Origin of the sequence: Polynucleobacter sp. SHI8, from assembly GCF_027944005.1 — a bacterium.
In the GTDB taxonomy this organism is placed as follows: Bacteria; Pseudomonadota; Gammaproteobacteria; order Burkholderiales; family Burkholderiaceae; genus Polynucleobacter.
This window is the reverse complement of record NZ_AP027204.1, coordinates 1943813-1960821: the sequence shown is the minus strand read 5'-3', so window position 1 is coordinate 1960821 and position 17009 is coordinate 1943813. Positions and strand designations below refer to the sequence as shown.

15 protein-coding genes are annotated in these 17009 nt (G+C 40.5%); 13 read left to right on the top strand and 2 right to left on the bottom strand.

Annotated features, from left to right (window positions below; genetic code table 11):
- Positions 1-8 precede the first annotated feature (8 nt).
- Together ppsR and QMN06_RS09835 are read right to left on the bottom strand one after the other, a co-directional pair.
- Complete coding sequence (gene ppsR / locus QMN06_RS09840; RefSeq protein WP_281969949.1) at positions 9-1430, bottom strand: transcriptional regulator PpsR; 1422 nt, start codon at positions 1428-1430, stop codon at positions 9-11.
- A 65-nt stretch (positions 1431-1495) separates the two neighbouring features.
- A complete protein-coding gene (locus QMN06_RS09835) occupies positions 1496-2362 on the bottom strand; it encodes a cobalamin B12-binding domain-containing protein (RefSeq protein WP_281969948.1) in 867 nt (288 codons plus the stop codon).
- Positions 2363-2587: 225 nt separating this feature from the next.
- Between QMN06_RS09835 and bchF the strand changes: the two genes are divergently transcribed.
- From bchF to puhE, 13 genes are read left to right on the top strand one after another with little or no spacing between them, the layout of a single operon-like run.
- Positions 2588-3109 carry a 2-vinyl bacteriochlorophyllide hydratase gene (bchF, locus tag QMN06_RS09830; RefSeq protein WP_281969947.1) on the top strand — a complete coding sequence of 174 codons (522 nt, stop codon included), beginning with the start codon at positions 2588-2590 and terminating at the stop codon, positions 3107-3109.
- Complete coding sequence (locus QMN06_RS09825; RefSeq protein ID WP_281969946.1) at positions 3106-4410, top strand: ferredoxin:protochlorophyllide reductase (ATP-dependent) subunit N; 1305 nt, start codon at positions 3106-3108, stop codon at positions 4408-4410. The genes bchF and QMN06_RS09825 overlap by 4 nt, the downstream gene beginning before the upstream one ends.
- Positions 4401-6074: a ferredoxin:protochlorophyllide reductase (ATP-dependent) subunit B gene (gene bchB / locus QMN06_RS09820; RefSeq protein ID WP_281969945.1), complete on the top strand. Its 1674-nt coding sequence runs from the start codon at positions 4401-4403 to the stop codon at positions 6072-6074. Before QMN06_RS09825 ends, bchB begins: the two co-directional genes overlap by 10 nt.
- Positions 6049-9849, top strand: a complete 3801-nt coding sequence (locus QMN06_RS09815) for a magnesium chelatase subunit H (RefSeq protein ID WP_281969944.1) — start codon at positions 6049-6051, stop codon at positions 9847-9849. Before bchB ends, QMN06_RS09815 begins: the two co-directional genes overlap by 26 nt.
- A gap of 17 nt (positions 9850-9866) precedes the next feature.
- Positions 9867-10754, top strand: a complete 888-nt coding sequence (gene bchL / locus QMN06_RS09810) for a ferredoxin:protochlorophyllide reductase (ATP-dependent) iron-sulfur ATP-binding protein (protein ID WP_348649149.1) — start codon at positions 9867-9869, stop codon at positions 10752-10754.
- Positions 10754-11452 (top strand): magnesium protoporphyrin IX methyltransferase, encoded by a 699-nt coding sequence (gene bchM, locus QMN06_RS09805; protein WP_281969942.1) that lies wholly within the window; start codon positions 10754-10756, stop codon positions 11450-11452. Before bchL ends, bchM begins: the two co-directional genes overlap by 1 nt.
- Positions 11449-12876 carry a BCD family MFS transporter gene (locus QMN06_RS09800; RefSeq protein ID WP_281969941.1) on the top strand — a complete coding sequence of 476 codons (1428 nt, stop codon included), beginning with the start codon at positions 11449-11451 and terminating at the stop codon, positions 12874-12876. Before bchM ends, QMN06_RS09800 begins: the two co-directional genes overlap by 4 nt.
- 20 nt (positions 12877-12896) lie before the next feature.
- Entirely contained in the window at positions 12897-13667 is a 771-nt protein-coding gene (puhA, locus tag QMN06_RS09795) for a photosynthetic reaction center subunit H (protein WP_281969940.1), read from the top strand.
- Entirely contained in the window at positions 13664-14365 is a 702-nt protein-coding gene (puhB, locus tag QMN06_RS09790) for a photosynthetic complex putative assembly protein PuhB (protein ID WP_281969939.1), read from the top strand. Before puhA ends, puhB begins: the two co-directional genes overlap by 4 nt.
- Before the next feature lie 10 nt (positions 14366-14375).
- Entirely contained in the window at positions 14376-14822 is a 447-nt protein-coding gene (gene puhC, locus QMN06_RS09785; protein ID WP_281969938.1) for a photosynthetic complex assembly protein PuhC, read from the top strand.
- Positions 14823-14827: 5 nt separating this feature from the next.
- Positions 14828-15160 carry a hypothetical protein gene (locus QMN06_RS09780; RefSeq protein ID WP_281969937.1) on the top strand — a complete coding sequence of 111 codons (333 nt, stop codon included), beginning with the start codon at positions 14828-14830 and terminating at the stop codon, positions 15158-15160.
- On the top strand, positions 15157-16233 hold the full coding sequence (gene acsF, locus QMN06_RS09775; protein WP_281969936.1) for a magnesium-protoporphyrin IX monomethyl ester (oxidative) cyclase: 1077 nt from the start codon (positions 15157-15159) through the stop codon (positions 16231-16233). Before QMN06_RS09780 ends, acsF begins: the two co-directional genes overlap by 4 nt.
- A 6-nt stretch (positions 16234-16239) precedes the next feature.
- Positions 16240-17007, top strand: a complete 768-nt coding sequence (puhE, locus tag QMN06_RS09770) for a putative photosynthetic complex assembly protein PuhE (RefSeq protein WP_281969935.1) — start codon at positions 16240-16242, stop codon at positions 17005-17007.
- Positions 17008-17009 lie beyond the last annotated feature (2 nt).

The window sequence follows — 17009 nt, the reverse complement described above, 5'->3', positions numbered from 1 at the left end:
AAATCGAATTAGATATCTTCTGATCCGTTAGGGTCGGTAATACCGAAACGGCGCATTTTAATGTAGAGACTTTGTCTAGATAGGCCTAACATTTCTGAGGCTGATACGCGATTATTCATCGTTAATTCTAGAGCAGACATAATGCACATTTTTTCGATCATATCTGTGGTTTCACTCACAATATCTTTGAGTGGCACACGGCCTACAAGTTCAGTGAGCTTAGTTGCAGTTTGTTTGAGATCGCTGGTTGCTTGACTTCGTTGTGAAAGGCGTTGACCAATATGACGAATACTAAAGCCGATGTAAGACTCGAGATCATTCACGACTTTGACGGCCGATACTTCAACTTCCATCCCGCTAGAATTACCATGTGGAACAATGCTAGTAATGTAATGTTTAATGGAATTTTTATCTTTTAAGTTATTGAGTATGACGCGTAAATCGATACTTGATCTTCCTAGCCAGTTATCAATTGGCTCATCTTGTAAATCAGAAGCTTTTTCTACTTGAGTCATTTCCAGGAAGGTCTGATTGCTTGTGATAATTTTGCCATCTAAATCCGTAATCACAAAAGCATCCGTAGAGAATTGAATCGCATTTAACATGCGCTCACTATTCGGGTCTACTTTAAAGTCCTCACGAATTTGTGAAAGCGGCATGATGTTAATAAGAAATACGGTTTGATTTTCTTCTCTTAAAAAATTGACAGTTATCTCGGCAAGCGTACCATTTTTTGCTAACTTTACCCCAGCCTTTTTAGGAGTATTAATGTTCCTAGAGGCATTGAGTAATTCTTGTAATTGTGTGAAATCATTCATATCGACAAACTCAGCCATCGAGCGACCAAGCATACGACGACCTTTTTCTGCCATCAAGGTTTGCGCAACAGAATTTGCTTCAATGATTTTAAAAGTGCTGCCATCAATAATGACGTGCGCATTAATACTTAAATCGAATAGTTGGCGGTAGCGTGCTTCTGCAAAGCGTAAGCGCAAGTAATCTGTTTCGATAGCCTGCTGAGCCTCAACTAAGCGTTGTTGAAGATTAGCTAAATTTCGAATATCGCGACCAATGCCGAGAATTTTGTTATCTTTTGTCAGGTGCAATACGGAGACCATCAAAGGTAGGTCAGGATTATTTGGAATTGAAAGATTAATTTGACGCCATTTTTGTTGATTTTCAGATTCCTCAGGTGACAGTAAGGCCTCAATCTTTTTCCGACTTTCAGGAGTTGAGCTTTCAATCCAAGATTTACCAATTAACTGTTTTAAATGGCTAAATCCAGGGGTATGGGTATTTAGAACATCTTCAATTATTCCGTTTTGATCCATGACAAGAACCGTATCAGCGACATGGCTCACTAAATCCGCTGCCATCGCAGAATCTATAGAGTCAATTGAATTGGACGTGTTATTGGGTTGGGTATTCATTTTGAATAACTAAGTGTAAATTTTCTTAAACTTAAATTGTAATATTCTTTTAACTGAGTCTTCAATTAATTTAATCCCATGTTCTTTTTTTGGCCAACGATGATTTCCGCTTGCCGAATAGCATCATTGGCATCATAAGACTTAATCTCTGCTTGAATATCATCGAATAATTCGGGATTAGATGAATACAGAGGGCCGCCAACCATAAAGGCAACATTAGGATTCATCGATCTGGCTTTTAAGGATGAGATGAGTTGGTTAACCCCCTCGAGTTGCCCACTATACCCAATTGATATACCAATCACATCAAACCATTGAGAAAATATCAAATTATTAATTTGCTCCAGGGATAAATTCGGTTCACCCCAAACTCGCCAGCCTGCTTTTCTGAAAAATTCAGCAACAATAAATAGCCCAAGTGTATGTTGCGACTTTGGTGCTGGAATCAATAATGCATTTAGGTTATCAATCGGTAGACTATGCTTTTTCTGAAAATCCTTCGTTAAATCATAGAGGATATGCTGAAGGCGCCATAAGCCAATGGTGACATCAGTAAAAGTACATATATCTTGCTCCCAAAGTACTCCGAGTTTTCTGGCGGTCAGGGGGATTAGATCCAGGTATATTGATTCGATAGAGACTTGTTTACCCATGAGTTTTTTGATGAAGTCCATGCAAGTATCTTGAGTGCCATTGACGCTTAAGCTAACTAGAAGATCAATTTCTTGATGATGAATTTTTCTTTGACCAGGGGTAGCCAGTTCTTCTATAGGAGAATTTGCTTGATGACTCACTAAGAGCCTAGGGATAATATCCTTATCCAACATTTGAATCAGGATATCGACTGATCCTTGGGCGGAAGCATCACTATTGCTTTCGGTTTCGAGACAGTTTTCCTCTTGAGTAAAGCTTGAGCTGGTGTTATGTCTCATTAACATCTCCAAATGTTTAATTTTAATGGTTTCTAGAGACTTCACCATACTCCGCTCCGGGTTAATTGAAATTGGGGAAAATACCGTCAAGTTGAATTTACGCCCATTTAATCAATATGTCTAATTAATTTTACATATACTAGGGAAAGCCCTATATTGTGTAAATTGTTTTAAGCGTAAACTTTAGTTGACAGTTGCAGTAAATAATACCAACAGGCCCATAAGATGAGTGAGAAGAGCAAACTTCTTTATACACCAGAACAGCGTATCAAGCGAGACAATTCGGTTTGGACACTCGTTCAAGGTGTATTGGCTCCTTTACAGTTTTTAGTGTTTTTGGTCAGTATTACGCTTGTTATTCGATTTCTATTGAGTGGAAAAGATTATGAAATTGCCAATTACTCCATCTTGCTGAAGACCTTTTTTCTTCTAATCATCATGATTACGGGCTGTATTTGGGAAAAAGTGGTGTTTGATAAATACTTATTTGCGGAGGCATTCTTTTGGGAAGACGTATTTAGTATGCTCGTAATCTTCTTACATTTGTCGTATGTGTATTGTTTATTTACACAGATGCTCAGCCCACAATCGTTGATGATTTTAGCCTTGTGTGCTTATGTTGCTTATTTCATTAACGCTGCGCAGTTTATTTGGAAATTGCGTGTTGCGCGTAAAGAGTATGAAGTATTGCAAAAAACATCTACTTATCAATCACCAGAAGTCTTTCATCAAGGTTATGCATCATGAACGCAGTGATTCCTATCCAACAATTACAGTCAACTGGTTGTGGCACACCTCCAGAAGTTATTCGTGAGCGTGGCCAACGCGAGGTATTTTGTGGTTTGACGGGAATCATTTGGATGCACCGCAAGATACAAGATGCATTTTTCTTAGTGGTTGGTTCCAGAACATGTGCGCACTTAATCCAGTCCGCAGCTGGAGTGATGATATTTGCTGAACCGCGTTTTGCTACCGCTATTATTGATGATCGTGATTTAGCAGGGCTTGCAGATGCAAATGCTGAGCTAGATAAAGTAGTGCAAAAATTACTCACGAGAAGACCCGACATTAAGTTACTTTTTTTGGTTGGATCATGTCCTTCAGAAGTAATTAAATTAGATTTACACCGTGCCGCAGGCCGTCTAGATAAGCAGTTTGGACCTAATGTAAGGATTCTGAATTACTCTGGCAGTGGAATTGAGACTACCTTTACCCAAGGTGAAGATGCTTGCTTAAATGCACTCGTTCCGCAGTTGCCACAGACACAAGAAAAATCTTTGATGGTAGTAGGTTGTTTACCTGATATCGTGGAAGATCAGTTTTCACGCCTGTTTAAAGAGATGGGTATCCATCAGGTGAGTTTCTTCCCCCCAAGAAATTCAAGAGCATTACCTGCAATTGGTTCTAATACGCAATTTATTCTGGCGCAACCATTTTTAGGCGACACCGTCAGATCGTTAGAGTCTCGTGGCGCAAGCATGCTCAGCGCTCCATTCCCATTTGGTATTGAAGGAACTACCGCCTGGTTATTAACTATTGCTAACGCGATGGGAGTTGATCAAGAATTATTTGAGAAAGTTGTAGCCCCAAAGAAGGCTCGAGCTGAAATGGCCTTAGCGCCACTAAAAGAAACATTGCAAAATAAAAAGATATTCTTTTTCCCAGATTCACAACTAGAAATACCACTGGCTAGATTTTTAAATCGTGAGCTAGGTATGCAGCTTACAGAAGTGGGAACACCCTATTTACATAAGCAAATTTTAGAAAAAGAATTAGAGTGGATGCCAGTAGATGTGCAGTTATCTGAAGGACAGGATGTAGAAAAGCAATTAGATCGTTTGAAGTTGGCTGATCCAGATATGGTGGTTTGTGGATTAGGCCTTGCTAATCCACTAGAGTCAGAGGGTTTCACGACTAAATGGGCAATTGAATTAGTCTTCAGTCCGATTCATGGCTATGATCAGGCTGCCGATTTAGCAGAGCTATTTGCAAGACCACTTCGCAGAAAAGCGAAGCTACAGTTCAATACGGAGGTCCTATGCAACTAACTTTATGGACCTACGAGGGGCCACCACACGTTGGTGCAATGCGCATTGCAACCGCCATGAATGATTTGCATTACGTGCTTCATGCTCCACAGGGGGATACCTATGCGGATCTTCTGTTTACGATGATTGAGCGCCTCCCCAAAAGACCGCCAGTTACCTATACAACGTTTCAGGCACGTGATTTGGGTGGTGACACAGCGAATTTATTTAAAAATGCCGCTAAAGAATCTTTTGAGCGCTTTAAACCACAGGCGATGATTGTTGGAGCCTCTTGTACTGCTGAATTGATCCAGGATGATCCGGGAGGATTGTCAAAAGCCCTAAATTTACCAATACCTGTCATTCCCTTAGAGTTACCTTCTTATCAGAAGAAAGAAAACTGGGGAGCGTCTGAGACCTTTTATCAAATTGTGCGTCACTTGACAGTGCAAGATACAAAAATATCTGCCGCAACCCATATTAGTCAGCGTCAAGAAAAAATAGCTGCGGGTAAAAAGCCGAGTTGTAATATTTTAGGACCTACAGCACTAGGTTTTAGACACCGTGATGATATAAAAGAAGTTACTAAATTGCTCACGATGTCGGGAATTGAAATCAATGTGGTAGCTCCACAAAGTGCAAGCCCAGCAGATATTACTAGAATTCCGCAAGCGGACTTCAATGTAGTCTTGTACCCTGAAATTGCGCAATCAACAGCATCTTGGCTCTCAAGAATGTATGGCCAACCGTTTACTAAGGTAGTTCCAATTGGTGTCAATGCCACGATAGATTTCATGAAAGAAGTTGCTACTCTAGCGGGCATTTCTGAAGAGAAGGTTCTCAAAGAAATCAAGTCAAACTCATCTTGGTATGCACGTTCAGTTGATTCTACATATTTAACGGGTAAGCGAGTCTTTATTTTTGGGGATGCGACCCATGTGATTGCAGCAGCCAGAATCTCTCGAGATGAAATGGGATTCCAAGTCGTTGGTATGGGCACTTATTCGCGTGAGTTTGCCAAGGACGTAAGAGAAGCAGCTAAATCTTACGGCTTAGAGGCCCTCATTACGGATGATTATTTAGAAGTAGAAGAAAAAGTCGCCGAACTCTCTCCAGAGCTCGTGCTTGGCACACAAATGGAGCGTCATATCGCCAAACGTTTGGGTGTGCCATGTGCAGTCATCTCTGCTCCAGTACACGTGCAAGATTTCCCAGCACGATATGCGCCGCAAATGGGTTTTGAGGGTGCAAACGTCATGTTTGATACCTGGATTCATCCATTGATGATGGGCTTGGAAGAGCATCTCATCATGATGTTCAGAGAAGATTTCGAATTTAATAGTAATGTCCCAGCATCACATTTAGGGCATGTAGGTGGTGCGCAAACGAGCACAAATGCTGTGCCCGACTCGCCAGCCTATTTTGAAACAGAGGTGCCAGTGATTCATCAAGAGCAGCATGAACAAGAAGAAAAGCTCTCATCGCATGAACAGGTTACAACGCAACAAATCATCGTGGATGGACAGGCTCCATGGTCAGCAGAAGCCTTAAAAGAATTAGGGAAAATTCCATTTTTTGTCCGTGGTAAGGCTCGTCGTAATACAGAAAAATTTGCACAAGAGCATGGCATGCAACAAATCACTTTGGAGACGCTTTACGATGCAAAAGCCTATTACAGTCGTTAATAAAACGTCGCTCAAGTTTGTGCTGATTACGATGGATACCCATCTGATGAGTGCTAGCCAAAAAGCAAATTTCGCGTTAAAACGCGAAATGCCAAACTTGGAATTTAAAATCCATGCAGCAGCAGGGTGGGCAACTTCTCCAGAAGATTTAGAAGAATGTAAAAAAGATATTGCAACTGCCGATATTATTGTGACAACGATGTTGTTTTTAGAAGATCACTTTAAGCCAATTTTAGAGGATTTAAAGGCTCGCAGAAACCACTGTGATGCAATGGTTTGTGCTATGTCTGCCGCTGAGGTAGTGCCTCTAACGAAGATTGGTGATTTTGATATGAGTAAGCCAGCCAGTGGTCCACTTGCTTTGCTCAAAAAAATGCGTGGTTCGAAAGAAAAAAATACCACCGGCGGTGCCGCGCAAATGAAGATGTTGCGTCGCTTACCAAAGATTCTTAAATATATTCCAGGAACAGCTCAAGACGTGAGAGCTTATTTTTTAACCCTGCAATATTGGTTAGGTGGATCAGAAGAAAATATGTACCACATGGTTCGCTTCCTCATTCAAAAATATGCAGCGGGTCCAAGATCTTCTTTAAAAAATATGAAGAGCAAAATTGTTGAGCCGGTGATGTACCCTGATTTAGGGGTTTATCACCCACGCTTAAAAGGCCGGATTAGTGAGGATATTAGCCAAGTGCCAAAACTTGTGCCAGATAGTAAAGCAAAAGGAAAGATTGGTATCTTGTTGTTAAGGTCGTATGTCCTGGCAGGCAATACAGAGCATTATGATGCTGTTTTTGCAGCTCTTGAGGTCCGTGGCTATCAGGTAGTTCCAATCTTTGCGGCAAGTTTAGATGCAAGACCTGCGATTGATCAATATTTCTTCAAAAATGGTCAGTGCACTGTGGATGCAATGATTTCTCTCACAGGATTTTCATTAGTAGGTGGACCTGCGTATAACGATGCTAAGGCAGCTGAACAAGTGTTGGCTAAGCTTGATGTTCCTTATATTGCAGCTCACCCGGTCGAGTTCCAAAGCTTAGTTGAGTGGGGTAGTTCTGATCGTGGTTTATTGCCTGTCGAGAGCACTCTTATGGTTGCAATCCCAGAGTTAGATGGCGCCACAAATCCGATGGTCTATGGCGGGCGTTCAGGCGCTCCGGGGACAACTTGTACTGGTTGTCACCGAGCATGCACATTCACAGAAAAAAATAATATGAATGACATGTTCACCTGTGTAGAGCGAGTCGATATGCTTGCCGCCAGAATGGATAAGTTAATCCACTTGCGTAAGTCAGCTCTTCATGACCGTAAAGTTGCGCTGGTGATTTTTAATTTTCCACCGAATGCTGGTCGTGTAGGTACTGCCGCCTATCTGGGTGTGTTTGAGTCCATTTTTGAAACAATGTCAAGAATGAAGCGCGATGGTTATCAGGTCGAGTTGCCAGAAAGTCATGATGCTTTACGGGAATCAATCTTGCATGGTAATGCTCAGGATTACAACACTGATGCTAATGTACATGTGAAGATTCCAGTGAATGATTACATCCGTCGTGAACCTTGGTTAAAAGAGATTGAAAAACAATGGGGACCAGCTCCAGGTAAGCAATTGAGTGATGGCTCTGGGATTTATATTTTAGGTAAACAGTTTGGTAATGTTCTTCTGGTCGTTCAGCCGGGCTTTGGTCATGAAGGTGATCCAATGCGCCTTCTGTATGAGAAGGGGGTGACACCAACCCATGCCTTCTCAGCATTCTATCGCTATATCAGAGAAGATTTCGGTGCTGATGCAGCCCTTCATTTTGGAACCCATGGCGCTCTCGAATTTATGCCTGGAAAGCAAACGGGACTTTCTGGAAGTTGTTGGCCGGACCGACTGATTAAAGATATACCCAATATTTATTTATATGCATCCAATAACCCATCTGAGGGTGCAATTGCAAAAAGACGTGCTGGTGCGACGTTAATTAGTTATTTAACTCCGCCGATCGCGCAAGCAGGACTTTACAAAGGTCTAGCAGATTTAAAAGCATCGGTAGAACGTTATCGCGCTTTATCTAGTGATGAGCAAAATACAGCAATCGTTCATGAGAGACAACAACTGAGTGAATTAATCCTAAGCCAGGCAATTGCGATTGAAGTGATTCCGACTACAAGCTCATGGGCTGAAATGACCCAAGTTCAAATTGACAAAGAAGTATTGAAATTAAGTGAAGAGTTATTGGAGTATGAATACGCTTTAATTCCAGAAGGACTGCACATTATTGGCAAGAAAAAAGAGTTACATCATCGTTTAGATATGCTCAAGAGTATGGCGAAATTTAGTGTTGAGCTAGAACTTGACCATGAAGTATTTGTGGATATTGCAACAGGATCTTTGCCAAAGGAAATTATCTTACGTAATCAATTGGGTTCAGTAGACAATATAGAAAAAGTCATTACAGATTTGCAAACAGCAGATCAATTAATGCAAATGGATAGTGAGTTAGATGGAATTATGCGAGCCTTAGATGGACGTTATATTCATCCTGCTCCAGGAGGAGACGTTTTACACAATTTAGATGTATTGCCAACGGGTCGCAACTTGCATGGTTTTGATCCTTTCCGTATACCAAGTCAATATGCAGTGCAAGATGGAGCTCAACAAGCGCAGCGCATGTTAGATCGTCATTTTGCTGATACCAAAGAGTTACCAGAGTCCATTGCCTTAGTTTTGTGGGGTACTGATAACCTCAAAACTGAAGGAGCACCAATCGCGCAGGTTCTTGCGCTCTTGGGAGCACAGCCCCGGTTTGATAGTTATGGACGTTTAGTTGGAGCAACCCTCATAGCATTAGAGAAATTAGGAAGACCTCGTATTGATGTCGTGGTATCAATTTCTGGAATATTTAGAGATTTAATGCCATTACAAATTAAATTGCTTGCTGAAGCTGCATTGATGGCAGCAAGTGCAGATGAGCCAATTGAACACAACTTTGTACGTAAGCATGCATTAGATTATCAAGCCAAAATGGGCTGTAATATTGAGACTGCTGCATTAAGAGTCTTTGGTAATGCCGATGGCACCTATGGTGCAAATGTTAATTTACTCGTCGACAATAGTAAATGGGAAGATGAAAACGAGTTATCGAATACTTATCTGAAGCGTAAAGGATTTGCATACGGAGTGAGTGGTAAGCCTGTACTGCAAAAATCAGAGTTACTGAATAGTATTTTTGCTGATGTGTCTTTTACCTATCAAAATTTAGATTCAGTTGAGTTGGGTGTTACTACGATTGATACTTATTTTGATACTTTAGGCGGTATCAGTCAGGCAGTAAAAAATGCTAAAGGTGGAGTAACTACCCCTGTCTATATTGGCGATCAGACTTCAGGTAAAGGGACAGTAAGAACTTTACAAGAACAAGTAACTTTAGAGACCAGAACCAGGATGCTAAATCCTAAATGGTATGAAGGTATGTTGGAGCATGGTTTTGAGGGCGTCCGTCAAATTGAGACTCATCTGACGAATACCTTTGGTTGGTCTGCAACGACTGGTCAGGTACAGCCATGGGTTTATCAACAGATTACCGACACATTTATTTTAGATGATCAAATGCGGAACCGTTTGGCAGAGTTAAATCCAGCCGCATCATCAAAAGTAGCTAATCGCTTGCTTGAAGCAAGTGAGAGGCAGTACTGGAAACCATCCGCACAGGATCTTGCGAAGTTGCGTCATTTTGCTGAAGAGTTAGAGGATAGACTCGAAGGCGTTTACCAAGGAGTAGCTATTTCATGAACACAGTATCAGTCCCTATCTCAGTATTAAATACTGCAAAACCACCTGATGGAGATGGAAGCGTTCAAGTCCATCTTGATCCTAATATTAAAATTGGCAATGCTAAAGTATTTGCCATTTACGGTAAAGGTGGGATTGGAAAAAGTACAACCTCTTCCAATTTGTCCGCAGCATTTTCTAAATTAGGCAAACGTGTACTACAAATTGGATGTGATCCAAAGCATGATTCCACATTCACATTAACAGGTACCTTGGTTCCCACGGTGATTGATATTTTAGAGACAGTTGATTTTCATGCTGAAGAGCTAAAGATTGAGGACTTTGTTTATCCTGGTTATAACGGCGTGATGTGTGTAGAAGCTGGTGGCCCTCCAGCAGGAACTGGCTGCGGCGGATATGTAGTTGGACAGACTGTCAAATTGCTCAAAGAACATCATTTACTCGAAGATACTGATGTCGTTATTTTTGATGTGCTTGGTGATGTGGTTTGTGGTGGTTTTGCAGCACCATTGCAGCACGCTGATAGAGCCCTAATCGTGACAGCAAATGATTTTGACTCGATCTTTGCGATGAACCGTATTGTTCAGGCGATAGCAGCCAAAGCTAAAAATTACGATGTACGTTTAGGTGGTGTGATTGCCAATCGAAGTGCTGGGACTGATCAAATTGATAAATTTAATCAAAGAGTTGGTTTAAAGACCATGGCGCATTTTCCTGATTTAGACGCGATTCGTCGTAGTCGTCTAAAGAAGTGCACTATTTTTGAAATGGAAGAAACCCCTGAAATCCTAGCAGTGCAAAACGAATATTTACGTTTAGCAGCTTCTTTATTAGAGGATCTACCACCGATAGAAGCAGAAAGCTTGAAAGATCGTGAAATCTTTGACTTATTAGGATTTGATTGATGACAACGATAGGATACGAAAAAAAACGGAGTGAGTTAGAGGAGTACTTTGACCGGACTGCAGCTCAGGCTTGGGCAAAACTAACCTCTGATGCACCAGTTAGCGGTATTCGTGCCACAGTTCGTGCGGGTAGAGAGCAAACCCGTGATATTTTGCTGAGTCGTTTACCGCAAGATTTATCTGGTACTAGAATCTTGGATGCAGGTTGTGGCACTGGTGCTCTTGCTATTGAATTAGCAAAACGTGGGGCACATGTGATTGCCGTTGATTTATCCGCCACCTTAATTGATTTAGCAAAAGAAAGAATTGATCCGTCACTTGCTCATTTAGTCGAGTTCCATGCAGGTGATATGTTAGATCCAAAGTTTGGCTATTTTGATTATGTTGTTTGTATGGATTCAGTGATTCATTATCAGGGCGGAGATAAGGTTTCCGTCTTGAGTCAATTGGCAAATAATACCCAGAAAAAAATCATATTTACGTTTGCCCCTAGTACATTTGCTCTTGAAATGATGATTCGAACAGGAAAGCTTTTCCCTAAAAAAGATCGCTCACCATTTATTGTGCCGATTGCTGAGCAGCGAATCCGTAAAGATATTGCCAATGCCGATGATTTACATGATTGGGAAGTTACCTTTACGCAAAAAGTTTCAAGTATGTTTTATAAATCACAAACGATGGAAATTACTAAAAAATGAAATTGCCATTTACCGTGAACAAACAAACTTGGAAAGCGGTAAGCCCTAAGTTGCTCCCATTTGCGGATGTGGTGACTGGCGACTTACCTTTATCTAGGTTGCTGCGACTGTCATTATTTCAGGTAACTGTAGGTATGGCTGCCACACTGTTAATTGGTACATTAAATCGCGTGTTAATTTTGGAGATGGGGGTTGCCGCCTGGTTAGTTGCACTCATGGTGGCTTTACCATTAGTATTTGCCCCCCTTAGAGCATTAGTAGGTTTTAAATCTGATCAACATCGATCTGTTTTGGGTTGGAGACGAGTTCCTTACATATGGATAGGGACATTATTACAATTTGGTGGTTTATCCATCATGCCATTTGCATTGATTCTATTATCAGGTGATACGCATTGGCCTTTATGGTTTAGTCATGTAGCAAGTGCCTTGGCATTCTTACTCGTTGGTGCTGGAATGCAAACCACTCAAACTGCCGGGCTAGCTTTAGCAACAGATATAGCATCTGAACAATCACGTCCTCGTGTCGTGGCTTTAATGTATGTGATGTTACTTGTAGGGATGGTTATCAGTGGGATTATCTTTAGCTTCTTTTTAAATCCTTTTTCACAGTTTCAATTAATCCAAGTCGTGCAAGGTGCCGCTACCGTCACTATTGTGTTAAATATCATTGCGCTTTGGAAGCAAGAGGCAAGACAACCACATCTGACCCATCCTGCAAAGGAAAGACCCAACTTTAAAGAAAGTTGGAGTAGTTTTGCGAGTCAGAAAAAGATGAAGCGTTTCTTAATTACCTTGGGTTTAGGAACAGCGGCATTTAGTATGCAGGATATTATTCTTGAGCCTTACGGTGGAGAAATTCTGCACTTGAGTGTTTCACAAACGAGTTTATTAACAGCGTTGATGTCCGCTGGGGCACTATGTGCTTTTGCTCTTGCTGCGCGTTGGCTATCTAAAGGTATGGATGCATATCGTATTGCAGGACTTGCTTTAGTCATTGGCCTTATGGCATTTTCTGCCGTAATCTTTGCAGAACCGATGGACTCCCCTTTGCTGTTTAGATTTGGCGCCACATTCATTGGATTTGGCGCAGGCTTATTTTCTGTAAGTACTCTAATTATTGCGATGCAAATGGAGAATTTAGGAATGACTGGTATGGCAATAGGTGCATGGGGAGCGGTCAACACGATGGCTTCTGGTATAGCGATTTCAATCGGTGGTTTGATTCGTGATGTTGTTTCCGATCTTGCACAAAAAGGGTATTTAGGTGATGCCTTGGAAAATCCAGCGATTGGATATATGTTTGTTTTTCACCTAGAGATTTATTTAATTTTTGCAACCCTGATTGCCCTTGGACCTTTGGTGGTTTATCAAAGAAAAAGGGCAACAATTTCGAAGTTTGGATTAGCTGATTTGCCAGGCTAATTATCTATAAGGAGGAAGTGATGAGTGGATTTGGAGCAATTACAGCGGGCTGGGATGTAGCGTCACTGCTATTTACGATATTTATCCTATTTTTTATTGGTTTAGTCGTGCATTTGACATTAGAGAGTAAGCGAGAAGGCTTTCCTCTTGAGTCAGAGCGATTTGGACAGATTACCAATGAAAGTGGCTTAATCATGATGCCAAAAGCAAAAGTTTTTCATACAGAATCTGGACAAGACTATCTTGCACCTTTAGCAAAGGCACCTGCACCCGAAGTCTTGAATGCTGAACCTGCACATTATATGAATGGTGCTCCCCTAGTGCCGATTGGCAATCCTTTACTTGCAGGAGTTGGTCCTGGCTCATATGCGAATCGTGCTGACGTGCCTGATGTCGGCTTACATGGTGAACCACGAATCGTTCCATTATCTAAATTACCAAGCTTTAAGATACATGCTAAAGATAAAAGTCCGATTGGTATGACAGTTTTTGGCGCTGATCAACAAGCAGCTGGCACCGTAAGTGATGTCTGGGTTGATCATATGGAATCGATGATTCGTTATTTAGAGGTTCGTTTGCCGCAAGGTGACCATGTCTTAGTACCGCAGAATTTTGCTTTGAATAAATCGGATGGTGTGAAGGTTCATGCGATTTTAGCGGAGCAATTCACGCTTGTGCCAAAGACAAAAAGTAACGAACAAATTACCTTGTTGGAAGAAGAAAAAATCATGGCGTATTTTGGAGCAGGTCTTATGTATGCCACTCCTGAGCGTCAGGAGCCGTGCATATGAGAACCCAGCTCAATAATGGCCGTGAATATGAGTTAGAAGCTCAATATGGATTGCCAGAGAAGCTTCCAGAGGGAGAGCAAGTTCTTTGGCAGGGATCACCTGATATTTGGCGAACAGCAAAAGATGTATTTTTTATTCGTCCTATTATTGGGTACTTTGTTTTTTTGGTTTTATTTAGAATCTATGATGGCATAGCATTAGAGCATAGCTTTCGAGCAATTTTAATATCAACAGCCTGGATGTTGGCATTAAGTATTGTTTGTATTGGTTTGGTATATTGCTTGGCATATCTTACTGCGTCGGCTACTGTCTACACAGTGACTAATCGACGCATTGTAATGCGTATTGGCATAGCTCTAACCTTATCTTTTAATTTACCGTATAAAGAAATTATTAACGCTGACTTTAAGCAAAAGAAAGATGGCTATGGAAATATTCCACTACGGATAAGCCCACATACAAAAATTTCCTATTTTCATTTATGGCCACATGCTAGACCATTTCGTATTAACAATCCTGAACCTATGCTGAGAAATATTGCAGATGTTAAGGCGGTTGCAACATTAATCGCTAACGCCTGGGCAACTGAAAATCAAGTGTCGCTAGTTCAGGTTGCAGCGAAATCCCCAATGAGTTCACCGGATCGTGTTAGGTCAGGTTTAGGAGTTGGACTTTCTAATGATTTAAGTCTAACCTAAAGAGACTCTGATGAGCTACGCATCCATTCAACCTAAATTATCCGCATCATTTAAAGCTGCAATTATTTGCTGCATGATCAGTCTTTTTGGTTTCTTATTAAATAAGTTTTTTTTAAATGAGAAAAGTCAAAATTTTGATACACGTCCGGCGCAAATGAAAGTACTTAAATTTGAAGATCAAGAGGATGGTGGTGTGACGGTAATTGATGCAAATACGAATCAAGTCATTGATGTAGTCCAAGGTGAGGCAGGTTTTGTAAGAGGCGTTTTACGCACGATTGCACGTGAGAGACGAGTTCGAGGAGTTAGTAAGGATGAACCGCTCTATTTAATATCGTTTGCTGATGGCCGGTTAATTTTGCAAGATACAAAGACCAATACCAACATTGATTTAGAGTCTTTTGGATCGACCAATGTTCAAAGTTTTAGAGTTTTCTTAAAAAATAACGAGTCATAGGATACATGATGTCAAGACAAGTCAATTACTCATTAGAAATGGCCAACACCTGGGAAGATTTGTATGCTCATGTCGATGTTGAGGGCGTTGATATTGGACCAGGTGATGCTATCAAGTTGCATCAGGTCCCCGTTGAGTTGCCCTACGGTCAAAAAAGATTCGTAAAGGGTAAGGCATCCTATTTTAAAGCCAGTGCTATGAAAAGATGGTTTATTAAAACTTTCTCCCGCTTTGAGATTACGATGTTATATGAAGTAAGTTTTTCATCCACCAGATTTTCCAAACAGCGCCACGAGCAAATCAATCAACATATAGAAAATAAAAGGAGAATTTCATGAATACATTAGCTCCCGAGTTTCAAAATGCACACCCTATTAACCTTTCAACAGATAGAGCTTTAGAGAATACCGTATTAAGTCCGCGTTTTTATACCACTGATTTTGAAGAATTGGATGGTATGAAAATCGATAGCATGCGTCAAGAATGGGATAAATTAATGGCTGAATTTGCCGCTGATCCTAACCAAGCCCATTTTCAACGTCCCGATGATATGGTTAAAAATTATGCTCAGTTACCTGATGGTTTGTATCAGGAGTTTTTGGACTTTTTAATTAGTTCTATTACCTCCGAGTTCTCAGGTTGTGTGTTGTATGCAGAAATTAAAAAGAAAGTAAATAATCCAGATTTAAAAGACCTATTTGGTTATATGGCTCGCGATGAGAGCCGTCATGCTGGATTTATTAATCAATGGCTAAAAGATTTTGGTATCGGCGTTGATTTAGGATTTTTGGCAAGAACAAAAAAATACACATTCTTCAAACCAAAATTTATTTTTTATGCAACCTATTTGTCAGAGAAGATTGGTTATGCAAGATATATCAAGATCTTTAGAATCGTTGAAAAAAATCCAGAGATTCGTTTTCATCCGATCTTTTTATGGTTTGAGAGATGGTGTAACGACGAGTTTCGTCATGGCGAAGCCTTTGCTGTTTTAATGCGTTCGGATCCTAAATTGTTATCTGGTATCAATCGTTATTGGATTCGTTTCTTTTTGTTAGCGGTTTATGCCACGATGTATGTTAGAGATCATTCGAGAGTTGAGTTTCATAAGGCATTGGGTGTTTCTCCGACGCAATATGACAAAGAAGTACTGCAATTAACTTCTGAAATTAGTAAGCAAGTATTCCCATTCACGATTGATTTAGATAATCAAAAAGTTTGGGATAAATTTGCGCGCTTAAAAGAAATCTCTGATCGCATGGAAGAACTGAAAGAGCATCCTGGAATCATTTCTACAATGAAGCGTTTTGGATGTGGACTAAAAGCTGGCGCAACTTTTGTAAGTTTATATTTTATTCCGGTAGTTCCGAATGAATTAAAAGTAAATTTCCGACTCAAGCCTGTTTGGTAAATAGTAATGACGATAACAGGAGCCTTAATTCCATTTTTATTCACCATATTTATATGGTGGTTTAGTACGGGATTTATTTTATGGCTCGATCGCTTATCCCCAAAATATTTTAAATGGATTATGGCATTTAGTACGCTAGTACTTTTAGCTTCATTTTGGGGTCTTTATATTAGTGGACAAACGAGTAGTACAGCAAGTGCCTATTGTGCTTTTACGTGCGCATTACTTATTTGGGCTTGGCAAGAGATTGCATTTTTACTCGGTTATGTAACTGGCTCAAGAAGGACCCCTTGTCCGGAAGGTGCTAGAGGTTGGCAGCGGGCTCGCTATGCTTTTGAGGCACTCAATCATCATGAGTTAGCCTTGTTGCTTCTATTTGTGGGTGTGGTGATTTGTAGTTTTAATTCTCAGAATATGACCGGGCTTTGGACATTTATTATTTTGTGGATCATGCGTCAGAGTGCGAAGTTAAATATTTTCTTTGGCGTACTTAATTTAAATGAAAATTTTTTACCAAAGCACTTAAAGTATTTACAAACCTATTTTCGTCGCCGCTCCATGAATTATTTGATGCCGATTTCAATTTTTTCTTCTTGTTTAATCGTGATTCCATTATGGAGTGATGCATTGATAGATGGTCCTCAATCCTTTGACATGGTATCCAAAACCATCTTGGCTACTTTATTAACGCTTGCAATTATTGAGCATTTATTTTTAGTTTTACCATTCCAAATCGAGTTTCTTTGGAAGTGGGGCTTTCGTCAAGAAGGATAAAA

Coding starts and splice junctions, on each gene's coding strand:
- acsF (WP_281969936.1), top strand. CDS start 15,157: ATGAATACATTAGCTCCCGAGTTTCAAAATGCACACCCTATTAACCTT.
- bchF (WP_281969947.1), top strand. CDS start 2,588: ATGAGTGAGAAGAGCAAACTTCTTTATACACCAGAACAGCGTATCAAG.
- bchB (WP_281969945.1), top strand. CDS start 4,401: ATGCAACTAACTTTATGGACCTACGAGGGGCCACCACACGTTGGTGCA.
- puhE (WP_281969935.1), top strand. CDS start 16,240: ATGACGATAACAGGAGCCTTAATTCCATTTTTATTCACCATATTTATA.
- puhC (WP_281969938.1), top strand. CDS start 14,376: ATGAGCTACGCATCCATTCAACCTAAATTATCCGCATCATTTAAAGCT.
- puhB (WP_281969939.1), top strand. CDS start 13,664: ATGAGAACCCAGCTCAATAATGGCCGTGAATATGAGTTAGAAGCTCAA.
- bchM (WP_281969942.1), top strand. CDS start 10,754: ATGACAACGATAGGATACGAAAAAAAACGGAGTGAGTTAGAGGAGTAC.
- ppsR (WP_281969949.1), bottom strand. CDS start 1,430: ATGAATACCCAACCCAATAACACGTCCAATTCAATTGACTCTATAGAT.
- QMN06_RS09825 (WP_281969946.1), top strand. CDS start 3,106: ATGAACGCAGTGATTCCTATCCAACAATTACAGTCAACTGGTTGTGGC.
- QMN06_RS09780 (WP_281969937.1), top strand. CDS start 14,828: ATGATGTCAAGACAAGTCAATTACTCATTAGAAATGGCCAACACCTGG.
- QMN06_RS09835 (WP_281969948.1), bottom strand. CDS start 2,362: ATGAGACATAACACCAGCTCAAGCTTTACTCAAGAGGAAAACTGTCTC.
- QMN06_RS09815 (WP_281969944.1), top strand. CDS start 6,049: ATGCAAAAGCCTATTACAGTCGTTAATAAAACGTCGCTCAAGTTTGTG.
- QMN06_RS09800 (WP_281969941.1), top strand. CDS start 11,449: ATGAAATTGCCATTTACCGTGAACAAACAAACTTGGAAAGCGGTAAGC.
- puhA (WP_281969940.1), top strand. CDS start 12,897: ATGAGTGGATTTGGAGCAATTACAGCGGGCTGGGATGTAGCGTCACTG.